A 21,039-nucleotide genomic window follows, 5' to 3' on the forward strand; every position below is an offset into this window, starting at 1 on the left:
CTGCGCGCCCTCGCACTTGAACCAATCCTATAAGTCACACGAGCGGGAACACGGGGGTATGCGAGACGCATACGTGATCGGAGCCGGACAGTCGTCGTTCGGCTCCTTTCCCGAGGAGACCTACCTCTCGCTGTTCGAGAGCGCGTTCGAAACCGCGCTCGAGGGCGTCGAGGGCGACTTCCCGACAGAGGCGATCGACGAGGCGTATCTGGGAACGCTCGGCGTTGGGGGCCGGCAGATCGGCCTCTCGGGGCCGGCGGTGACCGAACACGTCGGTCTTCATGGTGTCCCGACGACCCGTGTGGAAAACGCCTGTGCGGCCAGCGGCTACGCCTTCCGACAGGCCGTCACCGCCGTTCGCTCGGGCATGGTCGACGTGGCGCTTGCGGGCGGCTACGAGGTGATGACCGACACGAGCGCCGACCAGACCAAGTGGTGGCTCGGCGTCAGCGGCGAGACCGAGTGGGAGCGTATCAGCGGGACCACCTTCGCCGGCGTCTACGCCCAGATGGCGAGCGCCCACATGGAGGAGTACGACACGACCGTCGAGGACCTCTCGCGGGTCGCGGTCAAGAACCACAAAAACGGCGCGAGGAACCCGAAGGCCCACCTCGGCTTCGAGTGCTCGCTCGAGGACGCCGTCTCGGCGCCCTCCGTCGCCGACCCGCTCAACCTCTATCACTGCTGTCCGACCACCGACGGCGCGAGCGCGGTGCTGGTCGCGAGCGAGGAGGTCGCAACGGAGTACGGCGACGAGCTGATCCGCGTCGCGGGCGCGGGCGCCGCGAGCGGCCGGGTGGGCCTCTTCCAGCGGGGCACGTTGACGAGCATTCCCGCCAGTGTTCGGGCCGGCGAGGCCGCCTACGAGGAGGCCGGGATCGCTCCGGAGGACCTCGACTTCGCCGAGGTCCACGACTGCTTCGCCATCGCCGAACTGCTGGCCTACGAGGATCTCGGCTTCTGCGAGCGCGGCGAGGCCGGCCGCCTCCTCCGGGAGGGCGTCACCGACCCCGATGGGGAGTTGCCGACGAACACGAGCGGCGGGCTCAAATCCAAGGGCCACCCGATCGGTGCCACCGGGACGGGACAGATCGTCGAGGCCTTCGAGCAGTTCCGCGGCGAGGCCCACGTCCAGGTCGAGAAGCCGCGCTACGGCCTGACGCACAACGTCGGCGGGTCGGGCGGCGGGGTGACCGTTCACGTCTTCGAGCGGGAGGAGGCGGCATGAGGGGGATCGACGCCGGCGGGATCTACCTCCCCCGGTTCCGGCTTTCGACCGAGGAGACGACCGCGGCGTGGGGCCACGCCGACGCGGGCGGGATCGACCGGAAGGCGGTCCCCGCGGCCGACGAGGACGCGCTGACGATGGCCGTCGCGGCGGCCGAACGCGCCCTCAGCGCGTCGGTCGAGCGCTCGGCGATCGACCTCGTTGCCGTCGCGACGACGACCCCGCCGATGGCCGAGGGCGACTTCGTCTCGCGTCTCGTCCGGATGCTCGCGCTGCCCGAGGACGTCGCCTGCTCCGTTTCGACCCAGCACACCGCCGCCGGCGGGGAGGCGCTCGCGCGGGCGCTCGATGCCGACGGACCGGCGCTGGTCGTCGCCGCCGACTGTCCCGAGGGAGCGCCCGCCGACGCCGACCACCCCCTCGGCGCCGGCGCGGCGGCGTTCGTGATCGACGAGGACGCGGCCGTCCCGATTCGGGATATCTCCTGGTACAGCGACGAAACCCCGGGGATCCGCTTCCGGCCGCGGGGCGAACGCGAGGTCGACTCGCTCGGGGTCACGACCTACGAGCGGACGGCCGTCCGCGAGGCCGTGACCGCGGCGGTGACGGCTCTGGCGGTCGACGCGAGCGAGGCGGCCGCCGCGGCGCTCCACCAGCGCGACGGGAAGTTCCCGTACCGCGTTGCCGGCGACCTGCCGATCTCGAACGAGGTCGTGGCGGCCGGAACCGTCGCGGATCGGGTCGGCGACGCCGGCGCGGCGACCGTGCCGATCGGCCTGCTCGCGGCGCTTGCCGAGGGCGACGAGGGAGAGACAACGATCGGCGGCTTCTTCGGCGGCGGGAGCGCGGTCGCGGTCGAACTCGAAGGAAACCTCCCGGTCGCGGGGATCGACGACCTCGACGGCGGCGAGGCGATCGGGTACACCGAGTACCTCCGCAAGCGTGGCTACGTCGTTGAGGGCGAGGTCGCGGGCGGCGGCGCGAACGTGAGCCTCCCGAACTGGCAGGGCTCACTCGACCAACGCTACCGCCTGATCGCGGGCGAGTGTCCCGACTGCGGCGGGATCACGTTTCCGCCGCGGGGGGCCTGCCAGGAGTGTCACTCGCGGGTCGAGTTCGAGGGGGTCGAGGCGTCGCGGACGGGGACGATCCGGGCGCTGACGGTCATCGGCCAGGGCGGCGCCCCGCCGGAGTTCGCCGAGCTACAACAGCGCGAGGGCGCGTACGCGGTCGCCATCGTCGCCCTCGAGGCCGGCGACGGCGAGGCGACGCTCCCCGCACAGTTGACCGACGTCGATCCCGAGGCGGTCGCGGTCGGCGACGAGGTCCGGGCGACGATCCGACGGATCTACACGCAGGAGGGCGTCCCGCGCTACGGCGTCAAGTTCAGATCGGAAGGATAGTCCTCGACGCGCGGTCGATAGCGGATCGGATTCTCACCCGTTCGTTCGACGATGTCGAGTGCGGCCAGCCGGTCGAGGTGCGCGGCGGCCTCGCCGGCGCCGAACTTGACGTGGATGCCGTCCATCTCGCCGAAGAGGGCGCGCGCGACGGCCCACGGCGTGGGCTCCTCGACCGTCCGCAGCGCCCGGAAGGCCGCCCGGGCGCGCTCGCGGTGGTGCGTTCTGACCTCCTCGACGGCCCTCGTCACGTCCATCGTCGTCCCGTGGCCCGGTTCGCCCGTTTCGAAGCGGGCGTTTACCTGATCGATCGAGGCGAGGTACGCCGCGAGCGGGTCGTCGGTGCGCGTGTCGCTGCCCCCGACGTTCGGCGTGTACGTCGGGAGGAGGAGGTCGCCGAGCAACAGCGTCCCCTCGCAGGCGAACGAGGCGTGCCCCAGCGTGTGGCCGGGCGTATGCAGGACCTCCAGACCGGCGACCGTCTCGCCCTCTTCGTGGGTCGTAACGGGGTACGTCTCGGGCATCGCCGACGGCGAGTCCGCATCGCGCAGCGTCTCGCGACGGTTTTCGGGGACGCCCCAGCGTCGGAGCGTCGCGAGGTCCCGCTCCAGACGGCGCTCGCGCGCGGCCGCGTAGTCGCCGACGAGGGGCGCATCGGCGGAGTGCATGTGGATCGTCGCGCCCGCCGCCTCGGCCAGTCGGCACGCGAGACCGGCGTGATCCGAATGCCAGTGGGTCGCGAACACGTGCTCGACGGTCCCGAGGGAACCGATCGCGTCGACGAGCGCGTTCCACGCGGGTTCGGTCGGCGGCCCCGGATCGACGACGACGCCGCGCTCGGGGAGGTAGTAGGCGCTGTTGACCCCTTCCGGTGTGCCCGCACCCACGGGGACCCGAACCGGGTCAGTCATTGGATTCCCCTCCCGATTCGAGCCGATCCCAGTGATCGAGGGCCCGCTCTCGGATCCCCTCGGGATACGTCGAGTCGAACGTCACGCGCGGAGCGATGTACTCCTCGTCCCACCGGGGGTCCCAGGTCGCGTTGATGTAGAGCCGGGAGCCGGTCTCGCCGTCCCGGCGGTACAGCGGCGCGCTGGCGGCGGGTGCGTCCGCGTCGCTGAAGGTCCAGTCGTTGCTCGGGTGGGCCTTCACCCACATGTCGTCGAGCGCCCGCGCGAGGTCGGTCGGTTCGTTGTAGTCGTCCAGTATCAGCACCTTGTCGAAAAAGGAGGAGAACGAGAACAGGGCGTTCGCCAGTTGCCACTCGAACCCCGAGTAGAGGATCTCGCTGGAGACGAGACAGAGCCCGAGCCAGCCCTCGACGGGCAACCGAATCCAGGAGACCGGCGAGACGCCCCAGTAGCCGTTGATGCGCCGGTACAGCGCCGCGGCCTCGACGAGCGCGGTCAGGTGCAGATCGTCGGTCAGCGGCGCCCCGAGGGGGACGAACGGGACGACGGGCGAGTCGCGCATCGCGATGGCATCGACCTCGACGGTCACCCCCGTCGTCTCGCACCCCCGCTCCCAGATCTCGACCGGCCCGGCGACCTCGTCGTCGACGCTCGTCATCGAACCGTCGATGCGCACTTCCGCGTTCGCGGGGACGGTGCGTCCATCGACCGCTGCGATGGCCACGTCGTCGATGGCGGTCGCCAGTTCGGGTACGGCCGTCGTCGTTCGATCCAGCGTCCAGCCCTGTAGCGCGGCGATGTGCGGGGCCGCGCCGACGCCGAGCGAGACGCTCGCCGAGCGCTCGTCGCTACACCACTCGACGAACGGCCGGGGGATCGAGAGACGGAGCCGTGACCGCCGGCGGATCGTTCCCCGAACCGGTGCCCACGACGTCACCCCGTCGCGTTCGACGGCGATCAGCCCGAGGGTGAGTAACTGTCGCCCGTCGGGCTCCACGGTCGGGAGCCCCAACGAGTACAGATCGGCGCCGGAGTCGACCGTTGCAGCCGGTTCTTCGAACGGGGTATCGTCGAGGTCGCGTGTCTCCCGTCGGGAGAGCGTCTCGAGGAGGCGACCGTACTCTTCGTTCTCGCATCCCAGCGAGCGTTCGATGCGGCGCCACGGCCGGTGATGGCGGCTGGTGATCTGGGCACGGCCCGCGTACACGCCGCTTGCGAGGTCGACCCCGCCGGCGGTGGACGCGAACCTGAGCGCGCCACAGTCGCCTTCGAGCGCTTCGGTCGCGACGGCTGTCGCCTCCCCGTCCCAGTGGACCCGTTCGCTCACCGTCAGCAGGTCACCGTCGTCTTCGAGGCTCCGCAGGTGCCCCCGGAACGTCGTCATCGGGATCGACCCCCTCCCGTCGAATCGGCGAACGGGATCGTATCGGGATCCGCTCCCGCGTCCACGAGCACGGATCGTGCCCACTCGTGCAGGTCGTCGTCGGGATCGTCATCGAGGGCGTCATCCCCTCTGGTCGCGTCGATGTACGCCTTGGCCGTCTTGGCCTTCGAGGTGCCCGTCTGGACGTTGCCCTTCTCGCTGGGCGTCTGGTAGATGTTCAACGGGACCTTCGGCATCGTCTCGACGCCGAACTGGTGGAAGTCGCTGTCGGGGTCCGCGTGGAGGACGAGCGCTTCGAGTACTTCGCGCTGGTCGAACGGGTCGATATCGGCGTCGACGAACACGAAGAAGTCGACGTGGAGCATCCCCCACGTCGTGAAGATGAAGTTCGCGAGTTCGTGGAGATAGCCCGGGTCGGTGTTCGCCGTCGAGATCACGTACACGCTCCGTGGCGTCGACTGCCAGGGGACACACTGCTCGATCTCGAACCCGCCGGCCTGCAGGCCGAGGGTCGCGTCCGGCCCGACGCAGCCGACCTCCATCGAACTCGTCGAGTTCTCGGTGTACCCGACGCCCGTCCCCTCGACGCAAAAGGGGATGATCGGGTCCTCTCGGTGGGTGATCCCCGTGACCCGCAGGGTCGGCATCGAGCGGCGCGGGCCGTGCATGTAGCCGAAGTAATCCCCGAACGGCCCCTCGTCCCGGCGGACGTTCGGCAGGACCTCCCCCTCGATGACCAGTTCGGCCGTCGCCGGAACCAGGAGGTCGTTCGTCTCACAGGCGACGAGTTCGATCGGCGCCCCCTTCAGCCCGCCCGCGAAGGCCGCCTCGCTCCTGCCGGTGGGGATCCACATCACCGACGTGTACTGGACGGCGGGTTCGACGCCGACGGCGATGGCGACCGGCATCGGCTCGTCCTCGCGTTCGTACTCGTAGTAGTAGAGGTTCGGCGCCTGTTCGCCGGCCAACAGCAGCACGCTCGCCGTCTCGTCGTCGTGTATCATCGCCCGGTGGTACGACCAGTCGATCCACTCGGAATCCCGGTCGGGCACGACGAGCGTGTGCAGGTTGGAGTAGCGACCGCCGTCCCCGGCGTGGATGTAGGGCCACGGGAACTCGAGCAAGTCGACGTCCGCTCCAGTATACCTGACCTCCTTGCACGGAGCGTCCGCCGGCGAGACCGTTACCGGTTCGTGCGGTCGCTGCAGTCGCGAGATCGTCTCCTCGTAGAACTCCTCCCGGGGGACGTCCCGCGGGAGATCGATCCCCAGCGCGATACGGTCCCACGGCCGCCGCTGCGTACCGCGGTACGGATCCCCGACGAGCCGTGCGCCGTCGACGTCCTCGAACAACGGTACGGCGCCGTCCCGCTCGTTCGCCAGCATCGTGACCGCGCTGGCCTCTAGATTCCACGATATCGGGTCGTCGAGGCGGACGAGGTCGTCCTCCCCGTCGAGCGTTCGCAGGTAGTCGCGCAGCGTATCGACCGTCATGCACCCCCTCGCTCGTCGTCCAGCAGTTCCCGCCGTTCGAACCGCACTTTGAGATCGACGTACTCGTCGACGAGCTCCGGATGCGTGTTCGCGAGGTACTCGAACATTATCGTTCGACTCGCCTGCGAGACGGAGCTGTATCGTCCCGTTTCGACCAGATACCGGAGCAGCGTCTTCACTTCGTCCGAGCGCGTATTGATGACGTTCGCGTCGTCCCGCACCTCGTCCATGACGTCCCGGAGGAGGTCCCGGTCGACGCTCTCGGATTCGACGTCGGCCGTGAGGACGTCGATGTACCACTGTTCTTCCGTGTTCTCGTGGGGGCCTTTGACGACCGTCAGCGGGGTGGGATCGGTGAGCCTGTCCGGGTTCCGACTGACCCGTGCTCGCGTGGTGAATATCTCCCTCGTGTCCTTGTCGCTGATCTGGAGCGTGATCTCCTCGCCCTCGGGATCCGGCGGGAGGTTGGTTTCGGACGTCACGTATTCGTCGGACATACGCCGTAGTACCCCTTTCCGAGCCGAATAGATAAGCTCTTGGTGTGGCGTACCACCCTCGCCCGCGAGGCTGCTGTGATCCTCGCTTCCCCGCCGTCTCGGCCGGCGTTTCCGTGTCGGACCACGAAAACGCGTTTCTCGTCGGGGAAGGCTCCACCCGGGTCGGGGAACGCTCCGCTCTCCCCGGTCGACGGGCCATCATCATCCCGCAGGTTTATTACTCTCGGCGTCTTACTACTAATTGGATAGTGTACAGTATCTGCTATTTGTTTTCATCTCCGATCTCGGACGTCGTGCTGGTGGTATCGATCTGACGGAGGGCGGGTCTACCGATCGCTATCGGAACAGACGATCGGCGTATCCTGGCGATGCTGATAGCACGACAGGAACGGCAACGAGACCGGCGTCTCACAGCGGCTTCCATCACCACAGGCCCGCCCACAGATCAACGCCCCGTCGTCGTTCGTTGGTGGTATGCTGGACCGACGACTGCCATCGATTCCCGCCGGGGTCAGCCGCTCGGAACTTCCCATCGGTGGAACACCTGAACAGTGATCGTGACCTATCGTTATCAACTTGTTGTACCCCGTCGTCGGTGTGGACCCACGCCGTGGTCCTCCGACGTCCCGCTTTCGTCTCCGCTGGTACACGAACGGGCGTGACGTCGAATGGATACCCTGATACTGCAGCGCGTAGTAGGTCCGTCGTGTCAATGACGAAAGGCCAGAAGACGAAGGCGGTCGCGGTCTGTGACGGCTGTGGCGAGGTGGTTCCGGTGCGCGTCTGGCCCGACGAGTCGGTCCACCCGATCGGCTCCGAGGGCGGCTGCTGTGCGGACGCCGACTACCGAATCCTCGAGGACGGGGAGTCGGCCGCGGCGTTCGAGTGACCTATTCCTCGCTGACCTCGATCCTCCCGCGGAGCCACTCGACGGCGTCGGCGAGCACGTCGGGGTCGGTGCCCGTTAGCTTGATCCGGTTTCGTCCCTCGGCGGCGGGGTAGCTCCCGACCGCCACGTCGAAGCGCTCGCGGACGCCCGACAGCGCGTCGAGCATCGCTCCCTCCGGCCGTGGCGTATAGAGGGTTTTCGCGACCGTTTCGCCCCCGAACTCCGCGGCGACCCGCTCGAACAGGGCCTTCATCTCGGCGGGGACGCCCGGAAAGGCGTAGACGTTCTCGATCACACAGCCGGGACAGAGCCCCTCGGGGTTCGGGAGGGCGCGACTCCCCTCGGGGAGGGCCGCCCACGCGTCGACGTCGATCTCCACGTCGTGGGCGGCCACCGTCTCGGGGTTTGCCTCCCGGTAGGCCGCGACCGTCTCGATGACGTCCTCGCGGACGGCCTCGTCGACGACGAGGTCGCGGCCGAACGCGTCGGCGAGCGCCCCGGCGGTGACATCGTCGTGGGTCCCGCCGAGTCCCCCGGTGACGATCACGGCGTCGAAGCGCGCGGCCCACTCGCGGATCGTCTCGGCGACGAGGTCGCGGTCGTCGGGGACGGTCAGGATCCGGGAGACGGCCGCGCCGCTCTCGGTCAGCCGGCCGGCCAGCCACGTCGCGTTCGAGTTCGTGATGTCCCCCGCGAGTACCTCGTCACCCACGGTGAGAACGACGACCTCCATCGATCCCACCGAGGTCGTTCGCGGACAAAAACCTGTGGTCGGGGCGCTTGGCCCCTCCCGATCAGGACGACGGGCCGGAGTACCGGGCTAGCTTTCGACGGACGGCGACCGGCCGGCCGTGTCGGCGTACTTGTCGCCGAACTCCCCGATCAACTGCCCCATCTTGGCGTACCAGTCGTTGAGCGTTCGTTGCATCTCCCGCGTTATCTCGTCGGGATTGCGCGGTCGATAGACGTGGTAGTACCCGCCCTGCTCGTAGTTGACCTGCTCCTTCTGGATGAACCCCGCCTGCAGCAGGCGCTGGACCGATCGGTAGGCGGTCGATCGCTCGCGGTCGATCCGCTCGGCTATTTCGTCGACCGTAAACGGCTCGTCGCTCCCGCTCAGTAGCTTGAACACGTCCTTGTCGATCTCCTTGAGACCGTGGAAACACTCCAGCAGCCCCTCACATTCCATGTCCTGCCGGAGCATTTCACTCATCGAGTTGGCCATTCGTTGGAACTACTACGCGATTCACGCTCAAAACGGTTGCGCAATCGGTACAATACTGTCCCCATCTCCGACGCGGGGAGTCGTACCCCGATTTCACGGAGGGGATGCGACCGCCTTGCCGTCGCGACGAACCGGCCACCCGGGGGTGGCGCCGATCGCGATCACTCCCGACGAAACGCGGGGAGCGGGCCGGTGATCGCTCCCCACTCGCGCACGGGCCGTCGGGTCGCTTATTAGAGCGGCCGTCCAACCCCCGCCACGGCTCGGCTATCCGTCGCCCTAGCACCCGACGGGCGGATACGGCTCCGCCGTCCGACCGGACGGATCGGGGGACGGCGACCCGGTCCGAAACGGGTGCAGAACCCCGTCATGAGACGACCCAGCATCACCGAACCTCGCTCGATGTGGGACATCCTTGCCGTCCTGTTGACGTACGTCGCCCTCGAGTACGTCGTACTCCAGGCCACCGGCGCGTTACTCGTCGAACAGGAACTCGTCGTCGTCGGGATCGCCGTCGTGCTCTGGACGATGTGGGCGTTTCTCCGGATCCTCTCGCTTCACACGTAAAAGCGGTGCGCGTCGGGACTCACTCCTCGACCGAGAGGACGAACAGCGCGAGGACGGGGACGATCTCGAGGCGGCCGACCCACATCAGGAACGTCATGAGGAGCTTCGATGCGTTCGAGAGCGCTAGATAGCCCCCGAACGGCCCGAAGACACCGAACCCCGGTCCGATGTTCCCGATGGCGGCCAGCGACGCGCTGATGGCCTCTATCGGAGTCAACTCGTAGCCGATCCGCGCCGAATCGAGCGAGATGAACACGGCGCTGACCGCGAAGAGGATCATGTACAGGAAGGTGAAGGCGACCAGCCCGCGGATCACGTCCTCGTCGACGACGCGACCGGCCAACCGAACCGGGCGGACCGCCCTCGGGTGTGCCACCACGAACAGCTCCCGGTGGAGGGTTTTGAGGATCACGATCCACCGGATGACCTTGATCCCGCCCCCCGTTGATCCCGCCGAACCGCCGACGAACATCGCGAACAGGAGGACCATCTGGGCGTGTGGGTCCCACTGGGCGAAGTCGCTCGTCGCGTAGCCGGTCGAGTTCAACAGCGAGCCGATCTGGAAGGCGGCCTGTCGGAGCGCGTTCTCGGTCACGCCCTCCGTTGCCCCGCCGAGCGGGATCGCCGGAGCGCCGCCCCGAAACAACACCACGGCGAGCACCGCGACGAACACCGCGATCGCGCCGGTGTACGCCCGGAACTCGGTGTCGTCGACGAGCGCGCGGGTCTCGCCCCGAAGCACCTGCCAGAACAGCGCGAAGTTCACCCCTGCGATCACCATAAAGGGGATGAAGGCCCACTGGACCGCCGCCGAGAACGCCGCGATGCTGTCCGCCTGCGGGGAGAACCCCCCCGTGGGGAGGGTCGAAAAGCCGTGCGCGACGGCGTTGTAGAGGTCCATGTTCGGCGCGAGGCCGATCACGTGCAGACCGTAGAGGAGGACGATGAGAAGCAGGGTGAACCCGAAATACACCATCCAGAGGGCGCGTGCCGTCTGTGCGATCTTCGGGGTCAGCTTCTGGAGCGTCGGGCCGGGGGACTCCGATCCCATCAACTGGGCCCCGTTGACGGCCAGTTCCGGGAGGATGGCGATCATCAGCACGATGATCCCCATCCCGCCGAGCCACTGGGTGAGCTGGCGCCACATCATCACCGCGTGGGAGTGGCGCTCGACGCTGATCTCGCCCATGACGGTCGCGCCGGTCGTCGTAAATCCGCTCATCGACTCGAACAGGGCGTTCACGGGGTGAGCGAGCGTCGAGGCCGTCCCGTAGCCCGCGAGCAGGTACGGGATCGTGCCGATGAGCGCGGCCGCGAGCCACGCGAGGGTGACCAACAACAACGCCTCCTCGGGGCCCAGATCCGGGTCGGGGTCCACCCGTTCGAGCACCAGTCCGATACTGATCGTGATCACGATGGAGACGGCGAACACCCAGACGTCCTCGCGGTAGACGATGGCGACGAACAACGGCACGAGCATCGTCAACGAGAGGTACTTCACGACCGTCCCCACGAGGCCCACGCTCGCCCGCCAGTCGACGTGCCACGTCACGCGTATCGGCTCCGGGTCATGCGTGTCCTTCCGTACGATGGCCGCTAGCCAAGAACTCATCGAAAGCGCTCGGACGGAACCGATACTGTCGGCTGTACGTCGTTACGGATCCTCGCCGCTACGGGGTGGGGGAGAATCGTCACACGGTTACGGCCGACAGGATGAGGGGGCGCGGCGGGTGCGTGTCAGTCGAACCCGCCCCGCCGTATGCTCCTACCTGCGGAGCGGACGCGATGAACCTGACGAGGACAGTGGGTCGGCGAGATCGGAACCGCGCTCGATCACCTCACCGCCGATCCTATTCGACGACGCACTCCTCCCGCGTTTCGTCCTTCGAGGTCGTTTCGCCGATCATCCCTCGTATGCCGGTACCCTCGTGGTCGTCGTCCTCGGCTGCGGTCGCCTCGTCGCTGCTCACGCCGGTATCGCTACTCCCATCGCTTTCGCTAGCGCCGGCCTCGGACGGCTCGCTCGCTGGCTCGTCGAACGGGGGCGAGCCGGTTCCCCCGAGTTCGGGGGCGAGTGGCCCGACCGTGAGGACGAATCCGACGACGGTCAGCGTGACCCCCGCGATCAACAGGAGCTTCGGCCATCGCGGTCGCTCGCGCCTCCGCGGCGGCCGATCCGGGAGCTGTCCGGGCTTCACTATCGCGTGGGTTTGTGTAGCACGCATATGAAGGTTCGTCAGACATCTATCAGGATCGAGGTAGCTCCCGAAGTTTCTGTCTGGACGACTGACTGCCATCGAGAACGCCCTTAGAAATAAATCACAACTTCGCTATCGGGCGAGTAGGGACCGTGCGGGACGGTGATGGACTCGCCGGGATTTGAACCCGGGGCCTCTCCCATGCCAAGGGAGTGATCTACCACTGATCTACGAGCCCTCGACCGTCCGTACCCGGGGTGGAATGATAAACGCTTCGAACCCTCTTTCGAGCGCCCGACAGTGAGTCGCAATCCTTTAGCCCGTCGACGGACGAGTGGCGGTGGGAACAGCACGGCCGCAAATCTGACCCGTCGCACATCCACGCTCGTGGAAAGGCGACTTCGAGATTGCGGTAGTGCACGTAACGTGCCGTCTGCGGTCTGTGCGGTTCCTATCCTCGACCATGGCACGAATGCATACACGCCGTCGCGGCTCGTCCGGATCGGACAGGCCGACGGCAGACGAACCACCGGAGTGGAGCGACGTCGACGCCGACGAGATCGAATCGCGCGTCGTCGAACTCGCAGAGGAGGGCCTCGACCCCAGCCAGATCGGCATGAAACTGCGCGACGAGGGCGTCAAGGGCACGCCCGTCCCGAACGTCAAACTCGCCACCGGCAAGAAACTCGGCGAGATCCTCGAAGAGAACGACGCCTCGCCCGACGTTCCGGAGGACCTCCGGAACCTGATGGAGCGGGCGATCCGCCTGCGCGAGCACGTCGCCGAGAACGGACAGGACGCCCAGAACAAGCGCGCGCTGCAGAACACGGAGGCGAAGGTCCGCCGGCTCGTCAACTACTACCGCGGCGACGAGCTCCCCGCGGACTTCCGCTACACCTACCGGAACGCCCAGGAACTCCTCGAGTAATGGCCGTCACGGGTCGATCGGAACGCGATCTCGCCGCCACGCTCACGGATGCCGGATTCGTTCGGGTAGCCCCGCGTGCGGACGGCGATTCGATCGCCGCCGCCGGGTTGCTCCTGCGCGCGCTCGCGGCCCGATCGACCCCGTTTCAGGCCCGCGTCGTCCCGCTCACGGACGACCTGCCCGCCGACGCGACCGTCCCGATCGGCTTTCCCGAGGAATTCGCACCCGACGATCGACCGGCCAGCGCGGCCGCGGCCGACCTCGTCCGCGAACTCGACTGCGAGCCCGATCCCGGGCTGGCGCTCGCGGGCTGCCTGCTCGGGGGCGACCCCGAGGCGGCCGGCGTCGACCTCGACCGCCGATCCGGGGTCGGGATCCCCACGGCGGATCTGGCGGACGGCCTCGCCCACTCGACGCTGTTTCACGCCGATTTCTCGGGCGACGAGACGGCCGTCGGCGCGCACCTCGCCGAACTCGCGGACGACGATCGGGCGGTGGCCTCGCTCGCCGCGCTCGACGCCGTCGGCTCCGAGGCCGCGAGCGACCGGGCCGCGACCGCGATCGAGCGGGCGCTTCGCCCGCACGCCACGCCCGAGGGACCGTTCGAGACCGCCGAAGGGCTCGCGGACGTGCTCGACTGCCTCGCGCGCGACGCGCCGGGGGTCGCCCTCGCGCTCGCGATGGGACACGACACACGACTCGAAGCGCTCGACGCGTGGCGCACCCACGCGACGGCGGCCCACGACGCGATCCGCGGGGCAGACACCGGCCGCTACGACGGCCTGTTCGTCGCGCGTATCAACGAGGGACCGGTCGCGACGGTCGCGCGCCTCCTCAGGGACTTCCGCTCGCCCGAACCCGTCGTCCTCGTCGTCGCCGACGACGAGGCGGGTGCGGCGGGGTTCGATGGCGTCGGCGAGGCGATGGCCGAGGCGGGCGTGGCGGTCGACGGCATGGGTGGTGGCACTCCCTCTCGGGGTGTCGCCCGCTTCGACTGCCCGCCCGAGGCGTTTCTCGAGGCCTTCAGGGGGGCGATGGCATGAAACGCATCGAGATCCGAACGACCCACGCGGACCCCGACCTCGTCGCGCGAGCGGTCTCGCCGGACAACACGCCCGAGATCGAGACCCGAACGGAGGGTGGGTGGGTGGTGACGACGATCACCCGCGAGTCGACGGGCGGCCTGCGGACGACCGCGGACGACTACGTCGTAAACCTCACGGTGGCCGACGAAGTGGTACAGCTAGCAGATCAACGGACGACAACCCAATCATGAGTGAACGATCAGTTTCCCGACAGCAACGACAGAAGCGGTGGTACACCGTGCTCGCGCCCGAGCAGTTCGACCGGGCCGAACTCGGCCAGTCACCCGCGAACGAACCGGACCAGCTCCTCGGGCGTACCCTCGAGACGACGCTCGGCGAGCTGACGAACAACGCCAGCGAGAACAACATCAAGCTCACGTTCAAGATCAACGACGTGGGCAGCGACGCCGCCTACACGGAGTTCGTCAAACACGAACTCACGCGCGATTACGTGCGCAGCCTCGTGCGCCGGGGCGCCTCGAAGATCGACGCCTACGTCACCGTCCTGACGACCGACGACTACCGCGTGCAGGTCCAGCCCGTCGCCTTCACGACGAAGAAGGCCGACCACAGCCAGGAACACGCCATCCGAAAGCGAATGATCGAGATGGTCGAGGAGGCCGGCGAGGAGCGCACCTTTGAGGGGCTCGTCGACAGCGTCGTCGAGGGCCGCCTCTCGAGTGCGATCTACGGCGAGGCGAAGACGATCTACCCGCTCCGTCGCGTCGAGATCCAGAAGCTCACCCTCGAGGCCCGACCCGAGGAGGTCGCGGAGGAGGAGGAGACCGCGGTCGACGTCGAGGAGACCGACGTCGCGGTCGACGAAAACGAGGCGTAGGCCGCGGACGCGAACCGCTATCCTTCGACGACGATTCGTCCGATCATCCCGCCGCGCTCGTGGGGGATGCAGAAGTAGTCGTGTTCGCCCGGCGTCTCGAACGTGTGTTCGAAGCGGTCGCCGGTGTAGATCGATCCCTCGCGGTCGTCGCGCCACGCCTCTCTAGCCCGGCTCTCGCTCTCGAACTCCCCGGTCGAGAAGAAGGCCGCACCCTCGGGCTGGCCGCCGTCGTAGGCGGTGACGGTGTGTGCGCGCGAGCCGGTGTTCTCCCAGCTCACGGTGTCGCCGACCTCGACGGTGTAGGCGTCGGGGAGGAACTCGTGGGCGCTCATGCCGATGTCGTGGCTCTCGGTCAGGCTCGCGATGGCGGTACAGCCGCCCGCGCTCGCGAGGAGGCCACCCCCGACGGCAGCGAGGAACGCACGCCGTTGCATGCGGTCGACTCGGAACCGGCGAGCCTATAGGCTGTCGGTCGACTCCCGGTCCCGGTTCGGGGCTTCGAACCGGACGCGGGAGTCACGGTCGATCGTACTGCTCCGTTGACGCTCCGCGGATCCACAATCGATAAAGGGGCGCTGTGCGAGCGGGGGGTATGGAGTTCGCGCCCCGCTTCGTCGGCCGACTGGGGATCGCAGACGCGGTCACCGTCGGCAACGCCGCCCTGGGGTTTCTGGCGGCGGCGGTCGCGATGGTCGACGTGGCGGTCGCGGCGCAGTTCGTCCTGCTGGCGGCGGTGTTGGACGGACTCGACGGCGTGCTCGCCCGGCGCTACGGCGGCACCCGGGTGGGGCCGTACCTCGACTCGCTCGCGGACGTCGCTTCCTTCGGGGTCGCTCCCGCGATGCTGGTTATCGCGCTCGCGGAGGACGCGGCGGTCAGCGACCTCATCGCGGTCGCCGCCTTCGGGATCCCGGCGCTGTTCGTCGCGATGGCGGTCGTCCGACTGGGGCTGTATACGGCCTACGACGCGGCCCACACGACGACGCTGGGTGCGCCGAGCACGCTCGCCGCGACGACCCTCGGGGCGGCGGTTCTCGCGGGGATCGAGGCGCCCGCGGCCGTCCTCGCGATCACCGCCGCGTTCTGCTACCTGATGGTCTCGCCGATCGAGTACCCCGACCTGCTCGCGCGCGACGCCCTGTTGATGGGGATCATTCACGTCCTCGCCGTCCTGATCCCGGGCTTCCAGGGCGGGATGTTCCCCGTCGCGCTGTTGACGCTCTCGCTCGCGTACCTCCTGTTGGGGCCGTGGCTCTACTGGGGCGAGGCCGAGCGCGAGGGGGAAGGGAAACGCTCATAGGCCGTTCGGCCGGACCCCACTGTATGAGCGAGGACGAGGCCCCGTCCGACGAGAACGAGGAATCCGAGGCACCGCCCGAGGAGGGCACCGAGGCGTCCGACGCCGAGACGCCGGACGAACCCGAGAACGCCGAGGAGGAATCGGCGTCGGACACCGAAACGGGGGACGCCGAGGGCGAAGCGGCGGAAAGTGAGGAGGAGAACGGAGACGAAGCGACGGAAGACGAAGGCGCCGAGAACGCAGACGAAACTGAGCAGGACGAAACGGAGGGAAGCGACGAGGACGAAGCGGAACAGGAGAGCGCGGACCTGCCGACCGAACCGCTCACCGAGGAGGCGCTCGACGAGCGTCTCGACGGTGCGGAGGCCGCCTTGGAGGAGGCCGAGACCGAATCGGACCTCGACGACGTCTCGGCGACGCTCGTCAGTATCGGCGACGACCTAGAGGAGGCGGACCTCCCCGAACCCGACGAGGACGACGAGGACGCGGAGGACCCCCGCGAACGTCTCGAAGAACGCCTCTCGGATCTGCAGGACGACCTCGAATCCCAGCGCGGGCCCTACAGCGAGGACGTCATCGAGGGGATCGAGGAGGCCGGAACCACGATCGAGGAGACGCGCTGGACGGGGAAGGGCGAGGGCGAACTCGCCGCACCCGTCGAGGAGTTCGTCGAGGCCGAAAACGAGGTCCTCGGAACCGACCTGACGCTGGAGGGCGAGGAGCCCGCGGATCTCGTGACGACGCTCGAAGCCGCCGCTCGAGAGGTCGGCGACGCCTCGCTCGATCCCGACGAGGACGCAGAGACCATCGCCGCGTTGCTGGAGGCGGTCGAGGATCTCCAGGCGGGTCTCGACGCCGCGGAGGAGTGGGACGACCTCACGACACGCGAAAAACTCGCGGCCCACGGCTTTTACGACGTGCTCGACCACCGCAAGGACTACCCGCCGGAGTGGCACGCGATCAAGGTCTACGAGAAACGCGGCGAGCCCGAACCGATCCTGCTCGCGCTCGAACAGTTCGGCTCGGAGTTCATGGAACGCCACTGCCTCGAATCACTCACGCGGATGGGCGCCGAGGAGGCGCTCGACGCGATGACCCAGCGCGCACAGAAGCGCGACAAGGCCGCGATCAAGGCCCTCGGGAAGATCGGGAGCGACGACCCCGTCGAGATGCTTCTGGAGTACGCCGAGGCCGACAGCGACCCGAAGCTCCAACTCGTGACGCTGAAGGCGCTCGGCGAGATCGGGAGCGAGGAGGCCACGCAGGGGGTCGCCGACCGCCTGACCTCCGAGAACCCCGAGGTGCGAAGCGGCGCGGCCCGCTCGCTGGGCCTGCTCGGCGACACGCGTGCGATCGAACCGCTGTCGGACGTCCTCGAGGACGACGGCTCCGACACCGTCAGGGCCAGCGCCGCGTGGGCGCTCAACCAGATCGGCACGCAGGAGGCCCTCGACGCGGTCGAACCCTACGCCGACGACCGGGCCTTCCTCGTCCAGTCCGAGGCCCAGAAGGTCGCCTGAACACGGCCGAACCTTCTTGTACTGGCGGGGGACCAACGGGGGCGTGTCCCGGTCGCGCGCCGCGCTGGTCGCCTGCCTGTTCGTCCTCGCCGTCGCGAGCGGCGCGAGCGCCACACCCGCCGACGCGACGATCGTCGAGGTGTATCCCAACACCAACCACGCGGGCAACGCCGGCGAGTACGTCGTCGTCGAGTTCGCCCCCGAGAGCGACCTCTCGGCGTTCTCGTTGACCGACGGGAAGACGACCACGCCGCTCGGAAACGGGACCGTCTCGGGGCCCGTGGCGTTCAGCCGCGAGCCAAGGATAACCCACGAGAAGGTCGCGTACCCCGTCCGCGAACTGCCCGAACACTTCGCGATGGCCCAGACCGGCGAGACCATCGGGCTGTATCGGGGAGCCGAACTCGTCGACGAGACGACCTACGAGCGCGCCCCGGAGGGCGAGCGGTGGCTCCTCGCGGACGGAGGATGGGAGTGGCGCCCCCGGGGCGCGACGGACTTCGAGGCGCGCGACCTCCCCGCGGAGCGCGCGACGGCCTTTAGCCTGCCCGACTCCCCCGGGGTCCCGATCGAGACGCTCCGAGAAGCGGACGAGCGCCTCTACCTCGCGGGCTACTCCTTTCACTCCGAGCGCGCGACCGAGGCGCTCCTCGCGGCCCACGAACGGGGCGTCGAGGTGCGCGTGCTGGTCGACGGCACGCCGGTCGGCGGGCAGACCGAGGCGGAGGCGCGGGCGCTCGATCGACTCGCCGCGGGCGGGATCGAGGTCCGCGTCTTCGATGGGGCCGCGACCCGCTATCGGTACCACCACCCGAAGTACGCCGTCGCCGACGACCGCGCGCTCGTCCTCACGGAGAACTGGAAACCCGCCGGAACCGGCGGGAGGGCGAGCCGCGGCTGGGGGGTCGTCGTCGAAAGCGAGGCGGTCGCCGAGGACCTCGCGGCCGTCTTCGAGGCCGACGCCGACTGGGAGGACACCGCACGCTGGGACCGCTCGCTCGCGGGCACGCTCGTCGACAAGGAACCACCCGAGGGGACGTTCCCGAGCGAGTTCAGTCCGACTACGGGCGGGGTCGACTCGGTCCGTGTCGTGACCGCGCCCGACAACGCAGAAGAGGAGACGATCGCGCTCATCCGAAGCGCCGAGGAGTCGATCCGGATCGAGCAGGCGACGATCGCCCACGACCACGTCTTCCTGCGGGAGGCGCTCGCCGCCGCCGAGCGCGGCGTCGAGGTGCGGATCCTGCTCGACTCGTCGTGGTACGTCGAGGACGAAAACGAGGAGGTCGTCCGGTGGCTCGAGGATCAGTCCGAGGCCGGTGACCTGCCGATCGAGGCCCGAACGGTCGACAGCGACGACTTCGCGAAGCTCCACGCCAAGGGCGTGGTCGTCGACGACCGCCGCACGATGGTCGGGAGCGTCAACTGGAACGCGAACTCGGTCGAGAACAACCGCGAGGTGGCGCTGATCGTCGAGAGCGAGCCGATCGCGGCGTACTTCGCGGCGGTGTTCGACGCCGACTGGGCCGGCGAGGAGGGGTGGTCGATCCCCGTCGAGGTCGGTCTCGGCGTCGCGGGTGCGGCCGGCGGCGCCGTCCTCGTGGGATCCCGCCTGCTCCGGTTCGGCTCTACCGGTCCGTGACGGTCTCGGCGCTCGACAGCGCCTCGTCGAGTTCCGCCTCGCCCATCTTCTCGACCAGCGCGTCGAGGACCTCCTCGCGCATCCCCTTGACGAACTTGATCGACCCCACGACGAGGTGGCCGCCGCCCGAAACGCCGCCGCCGTCGATCTCGTCTACGAGTTCGCTCACCATCCGGGGGATGTCGAGGCGCACGCCGTCGCTCCGGAGGACGGCGAAGTCGGGCCCGTAGCCGATCGTGATGACGGGGTCGCCGGTCTCCTCGACGATCCGGTCGTGGATCTCGCCGGTGGTGGTGCCGGGCGCGGGAAACGTGAAACGGTGGGCGTGGTTCTCGACGTCGATCCGACAGAGGTGGACGCCGCTGTCGAGGCGTTCGCGCTCGACGTGGGGCATCGCCGCCGCCAGTTGCTCGTCGATGTCGCGCTGGGCGCGCTCGGCGAGGAACTCGACGACGTCGGCGTGGCGCTCGGTGTCGCCGCCGACGTCGAGCACGTCCGCGATGAGCGCTCGACCGGCGCTGTAGCGCAGCCAGTGGGCGGCGTAATCGAGCGCCTCGCTGACGTCCTCGAGGTCGGCCTCGTCGTAGCCCTCTTCGCGGGCGAGTTCGAGATACCGCTCCATCGCGTCGGCCTTCGAGCGATCCGCGATCCCCGCGACCGCGGGGACGTGCCGGAGTTCGTCGGTGATCGTCGGGTCAATCATCCGCGCGAGTTCGGCACAGAGCATCCCCGTGGTGATGCGGTAGTCCTCGCCGTGGAGGTAGGGGTTGACGTGGGCCGCGAGCAGGTCGTCGACCGCCTCGGGGTCGGGGTGGTGGTGATCGACGGCCGCGATCGGGATGTCGTAGTGCGCGAGCGTCTCGTAGGCCGGCACGTCCTCCTCCGTGCTGCCGTTGTCGAGCATCAACAGGAGGGGGAGCTTCTGGCCGTGGCGCGCCCGGTCGCCCAGCGCGTAGTTGAGGTCGCGCGTGGCGTCCTCCATCTCGTAGAACGGGGCCTTGCTCGGGAGGCGCTTCAGCAGGTGCTGGGCGGCGTCGGAGTCCTCGTGGGTCTCCTCGATGAAGCGCTCGATCGCGAGCGCGACGGGCACCGCGGCGCACATCCCGTCGCCGTCGGCGTGGTGGCGCATCCGGATCGGCCGGCCCTCGAGGACCGTCCGGCGAATCAGTCGGGCGACCTCCTCCAGGTCCTCGATCAGCGGGTCGAGCGCGGGCCACTCGATCAGCGGATCGACCTCGTGGGGCTGGGCGCGCTCGTCGAGCGCGGCGTCGAGGCGCTCGCGGGCGTCGCTCGCGCGCTCGCCGTCGAGCGTCTCGATCCCCTCGACCTCGATCTGGCGGGCCCCGTCGCGGCGCTCGACGCGACCCGAGACGTGGACGAGGTCGCCGACCCCGATCCCGGGGTGGGCGCGCACGCCCGCGGCCTCGAATGCGGTGCACGGGACGACGCCGGCCCCGTCGCGGACCTGGAAGACCGTCGGGCCGCCGGTCTGTTTGACCTGCACGACCTCGCCCTCGAGGTGGACCGACTCGCCGACGGCGAGGTCCGTCGTCCGGGTGATCTCGTAGCTGTGCTCGACCGTCTCGACCGTCGCCGACTCGGGGTCGATCCCCACGGGTTCGAACGCGATGTCGCCGTTCTCCCGGACCTGCTCGAGACTGACGACCAGCCGGTCGCCGACGGCGTAGTCGGTCTCGAGGGCGGACTCGTGGACGAGGCCCGATACCTCCTCGGAGAGGTCGACGAAGACGCCGTACTCGACGACGCCGTTGACCGTCGCCAGATAGGGTGTATCGGAGTCGAGCTCCTCGACCGTACACGCCGCGTTGAGCTCGTAGACGACGGGGTCGCCGTCGAGCTCGGGTTCTGCTGTCATTGTGCCCCCTTCGAGAGCGCCCGGTTTAACGGTTGTCAAGCGCGCTCGGGCATCCGCA

At 68.7% G+C, this 21,039-nt stretch carries 21 protein-coding genes and 1 tRNA gene; 11 read left to right on the plus strand and 11 right to left on the minus strand.

Annotation, left to right across the window (positions count from 1 at the left end; all coding sequences use genetic code 11):
• The first annotated feature begins 58 nt into the window (after window positions 1-58).
• Both QRT08_RS00820 and QRT08_RS00825 read left to right on the plus strand, forming a co-directional pair.
• Window positions 59-1,228 carry a thiolase domain-containing protein gene (locus QRT08_RS00820; protein WP_286043675.1) on the plus strand — a complete coding sequence of 390 codons (1,170 nt, stop codon included), beginning with the start codon at window positions 59-61 and terminating at the stop codon, window positions 1,226-1,228.
• Entirely contained in the window at window positions 1,225-2,631 is a 1,407-nt protein-coding gene (locus QRT08_RS00825; protein ID WP_286043676.1) for an OB-fold domain-containing protein, read from the plus strand. The genes QRT08_RS00820 and QRT08_RS00825 overlap by 4 nt, the downstream gene beginning before the upstream one ends.
• Here QRT08_RS00825 and QRT08_RS00830 read toward each other — a convergent pair.
• From QRT08_RS00830 to QRT08_RS00845, 4 genes are read right to left on the minus strand one after another with little or no spacing between them, the layout of a single operon-like run.
• Window positions 2,601-3,539: an MBL fold metallo-hydrolase gene (locus tag QRT08_RS00830; protein WP_286043677.1), complete on the minus strand. Its 939-nt coding sequence runs from the start codon at window positions 3,537-3,539 to the stop codon at window positions 2,601-2,603. The two genes, QRT08_RS00825 and QRT08_RS00830, sit on opposite strands and share 31 nt — an antisense overlap.
• Window positions 3,532-4,923, minus strand: a complete 1,392-nt coding sequence (locus QRT08_RS00835) for a UbiD family decarboxylase (protein WP_286043678.1) — start codon at window positions 4,921-4,923, stop codon at window positions 3,532-3,534. The genes QRT08_RS00830 and QRT08_RS00835 overlap by 8 nt, the downstream gene beginning before the upstream one ends.
• Window positions 4,920-6,416 (minus strand): UbiD family decarboxylase, encoded by a 1,497-nt coding sequence (locus tag QRT08_RS00840; RefSeq protein ID WP_286043679.1) that lies wholly within the window; start codon window positions 6,414-6,416, stop codon window positions 4,920-4,922. Before QRT08_RS00840 ends, QRT08_RS00835 begins: the two co-directional genes overlap by 4 nt.
• Complete coding sequence (locus QRT08_RS00845; protein WP_286043680.1) at window positions 6,413-6,913, minus strand: hypothetical protein; 501 nt, start codon at window positions 6,911-6,913, stop codon at window positions 6,413-6,415. Before QRT08_RS00845 ends, QRT08_RS00840 begins: the two co-directional genes overlap by 4 nt.
• Before the next feature lie 712 nt (window positions 6,914-7,625).
• On the opposite strand from QRT08_RS00845, the gene QRT08_RS00850 reads away from it, so the two are divergent.
• Complete coding sequence (locus tag QRT08_RS00850; protein WP_286043681.1) at window positions 7,626-7,802, plus strand: hypothetical protein; 177 nt, start codon at window positions 7,626-7,628, stop codon at window positions 7,800-7,802.
• 1 nt (window position 7,803) lies between these two features.
• Here QRT08_RS00850 and QRT08_RS00855 read toward each other — a convergent pair whose 3' ends face one another.
• Window positions 7,804-8,535 carry a competence/damage-inducible protein A gene (locus QRT08_RS00855; RefSeq protein ID WP_286043682.1) on the minus strand — a complete coding sequence of 244 codons (732 nt, stop codon included), beginning with the start codon at window positions 8,533-8,535 and terminating at the stop codon, window positions 7,804-7,806.
• An 87-nt stretch (window positions 8,536-8,622) separates the two neighbouring features.
• Window positions 8,623-9,027 (minus strand): helix-turn-helix domain-containing protein, encoded by a 405-nt coding sequence (locus tag QRT08_RS00860; protein WP_286043683.1) that lies wholly within the window; start codon window positions 9,025-9,027, stop codon window positions 8,623-8,625.
• 369 nt (window positions 9,028-9,396) lie between these two features.
• Here QRT08_RS00860 and QRT08_RS00865 point away from each other — a divergent pair, with 369 nt between their 5' ends.
• Window positions 9,397-9,594, plus strand: a complete 198-nt coding sequence (locus QRT08_RS00865) for a hypothetical protein (RefSeq protein WP_286043684.1) — start codon at window positions 9,397-9,399, stop codon at window positions 9,592-9,594.
• Window positions 9,595-9,613: 19 nt separating this feature from the next.
• Here the strand turns inward: QRT08_RS00865 and QRT08_RS00870 are convergent, their stop codons facing one another.
• The 3 genes from QRT08_RS00870 to QRT08_RS00880 form a co-directional block, all read right to left on the minus strand.
• Entirely contained in the window at window positions 9,614-11,146 is a 1,533-nt protein-coding gene (locus QRT08_RS00870; protein ID WP_286045013.1) for a TrkH family potassium uptake protein, read from the minus strand.
• Between the two features lie 298 nt (window positions 11,147-11,444).
• Window positions 11,445-11,792, minus strand: coding sequence for a hypothetical protein (locus QRT08_RS00875; RefSeq protein WP_286043685.1), 348 nt, complete (start codon window positions 11,790-11,792; stop codon window positions 11,445-11,447).
• A 166-nt stretch (window positions 11,793-11,958) separates the two neighbouring features.
• Window positions 11,959-12,030: transfer RNA gene (locus QRT08_RS00880), tRNA-Ala, on the minus strand.
• Between the two features lie 225 nt (window positions 12,031-12,255).
• On the opposite strand from QRT08_RS00880, the gene QRT08_RS00885 reads away from it, so the two are divergent.
• From QRT08_RS00885 to QRT08_RS00900, 4 genes are read left to right on the plus strand one after another with little or no spacing between them, the layout of a single operon-like run.
• Window positions 12,256-12,720 (plus strand): 30S ribosomal protein S15, encoded by a 465-nt coding sequence (locus tag QRT08_RS00885; protein ID WP_286043686.1) that lies wholly within the window; start codon window positions 12,256-12,258, stop codon window positions 12,718-12,720.
• Entirely contained in the window at window positions 12,720-13,763 is a 1,044-nt protein-coding gene (locus QRT08_RS00890) for an exonuclease RecJ (RefSeq protein WP_286043687.1), read from the plus strand. The genes QRT08_RS00885 and QRT08_RS00890 overlap by 1 nt, the downstream gene beginning before the upstream one ends.
• Entirely contained in the window at window positions 13,760-13,996 is a 237-nt protein-coding gene (locus QRT08_RS00895; RefSeq protein WP_286043688.1) for a KEOPS complex subunit Pcc1, read from the plus strand. The genes QRT08_RS00890 and QRT08_RS00895 overlap by 4 nt, the downstream gene beginning before the upstream one ends.
• The gene (locus QRT08_RS00900) at window positions 13,993-14,643 is read left to right on the plus strand and encodes a 30S ribosomal protein S3ae (RefSeq protein WP_286043689.1); all 651 of its coding nucleotides are present in this window, start codon (window positions 13,993-13,995) and stop codon (window positions 14,641-14,643) included. Before QRT08_RS00895 ends, QRT08_RS00900 begins: the two co-directional genes overlap by 4 nt.
• A gap of 17 nt (window positions 14,644-14,660) precedes the next feature.
• On the opposite strand, the gene QRT08_RS00905 is transcribed toward QRT08_RS00900, so the two are convergent.
• Window positions 14,661-15,077 (minus strand): cupredoxin domain-containing protein, encoded by a 417-nt coding sequence (locus QRT08_RS00905; protein WP_286043690.1) that lies wholly within the window; start codon window positions 15,075-15,077, stop codon window positions 14,661-14,663.
• 158 nt (window positions 15,078-15,235) lie between these two features.
• Here QRT08_RS00905 and QRT08_RS00910 point away from each other — a divergent pair, with 158 nt between their 5' ends.
• Genes QRT08_RS00910 through QRT08_RS00920 form a run of 3 tightly spaced genes read left to right on the plus strand, consistent with a single transcriptional unit; the run spans window position 15,236 to window position 19,105 of the window.
• The gene (locus QRT08_RS00910; RefSeq protein WP_286043691.1) at window positions 15,236-15,943 is read left to right on the plus strand and encodes a protein sorting system archaetidylserine synthase; all 708 of its coding nucleotides are present in this window, start codon (window positions 15,236-15,238) and stop codon (window positions 15,941-15,943) included.
• Between the two features lie 23 nt (window positions 15,944-15,966).
• On the plus strand, window positions 15,967-17,463 hold the full coding sequence (locus QRT08_RS00915; RefSeq protein ID WP_286043692.1) for a HEAT repeat domain-containing protein: 1,497 nt from the start codon (window positions 15,967-15,969) through the stop codon (window positions 17,461-17,463).
• 43 nt (window positions 17,464-17,506) lie between these two features.
• Entirely contained in the window at window positions 17,507-19,105 is a 1,599-nt protein-coding gene (locus QRT08_RS00920; protein ID WP_286043693.1) for a phospholipase D-like domain-containing protein, read from the plus strand.
• Here the strand turns inward: QRT08_RS00920 and han are convergent.
• Complete coding sequence (gene han, locus QRT08_RS00925) at window positions 19,092-20,981, minus strand: Hef-associated nuclease (protein ID WP_286043694.1); 1,890 nt, start codon at window positions 20,979-20,981, stop codon at window positions 19,092-19,094. The two genes, QRT08_RS00920 and han, sit on opposite strands and share 14 nt — an antisense overlap.
• Window positions 20,982-21,039 lie beyond the last annotated feature (58 nt).

This window comes from Halalkalicoccus sp. NIPERK01, assembly GCF_030287405.1.
Taxonomy (GTDB): Archaea; Halobacteriota; Halobacteria; order Halobacteriales; family Halalkalicoccaceae; genus Halalkalicoccus.

Bases quoted from the DNA above. Each gene is read 5' to 3' on its own strand.
- QRT08_RS00820 (WP_286043675.1), top strand. From the start codon at position 59: ATGCGAGACGCATACGTGATCGGAGCCGGACAGTCGTCGTTCGGCTCC.
- QRT08_RS00825 (WP_286043676.1), top strand. From the start codon at position 1,225: ATGAGGGGGATCGACGCCGGCGGGATCTACCTCCCCCGGTTCCGGCTT.
- QRT08_RS00830 (WP_286043677.1), bottom strand. From the start codon at position 3,539: ATGACTGACCCGGTTCGGGTCCCCGTGGGTGCGGGCACACCGGAAGGG.
- QRT08_RS00835 (WP_286043678.1), bottom strand. From the start codon at position 4,923: ATGACGACGTTCCGGGGGCACCTGCGGAGCCTCGAAGACGACGGTGAC.
- QRT08_RS00840 (WP_286043679.1), bottom strand. From the start codon at position 6,416: ATGACGGTCGATACGCTGCGCGACTACCTGCGAACGCTCGACGGGGAG.
- QRT08_RS00845 (WP_286043680.1), bottom strand. From the start codon at position 6,913: ATGTCCGACGAATACGTGACGTCCGAAACCAACCTCCCGCCGGATCCC.
- QRT08_RS00850 (WP_286043681.1), top strand. From the start codon at position 7,626: ATGACGAAAGGCCAGAAGACGAAGGCGGTCGCGGTCTGTGACGGCTGT.
- QRT08_RS00855 (WP_286043682.1), bottom strand. From the start codon at position 8,535: ATGGAGGTCGTCGTTCTCACCGTGGGTGACGAGGTACTCGCGGGGGAC.
- QRT08_RS00860 (WP_286043683.1), bottom strand. From the start codon at position 9,027: ATGGCCAACTCGATGAGTGAAATGCTCCGGCAGGACATGGAATGTGAG.
- QRT08_RS00865 (WP_286043684.1), top strand. From the start codon at position 9,397: ATGAGACGACCCAGCATCACCGAACCTCGCTCGATGTGGGACATCCTT.
- QRT08_RS00885 (WP_286043686.1), top strand. From the start codon at position 12,256: ATGGCACGAATGCATACACGCCGTCGCGGCTCGTCCGGATCGGACAGG.
- QRT08_RS00890 (WP_286043687.1), top strand. From the start codon at position 12,720: ATGGCCGTCACGGGTCGATCGGAACGCGATCTCGCCGCCACGCTCACG.
- QRT08_RS00895 (WP_286043688.1), top strand. From the start codon at position 13,760: ATGAAACGCATCGAGATCCGAACGACCCACGCGGACCCCGACCTCGTC.
- QRT08_RS00900 (WP_286043689.1), top strand. From the start codon at position 13,993: ATGAGTGAACGATCAGTTTCCCGACAGCAACGACAGAAGCGGTGGTAC.
- QRT08_RS00905 (WP_286043690.1), bottom strand. From the start codon at position 15,077: ATGCAACGGCGTGCGTTCCTCGCTGCCGTCGGGGGTGGCCTCCTCGCG.
- QRT08_RS00910 (WP_286043691.1), top strand. From the start codon at position 15,236: ATGGAGTTCGCGCCCCGCTTCGTCGGCCGACTGGGGATCGCAGACGCG.
- QRT08_RS00915 (WP_286043692.1), top strand. From the start codon at position 15,967: ATGAGCGAGGACGAGGCCCCGTCCGACGAGAACGAGGAATCCGAGGCA.
- han (WP_286043694.1), bottom strand. From the start codon at position 20,981: ATGACAGCAGAACCCGAGCTCGACGGCGACCCCGTCGTCTACGAGCTC.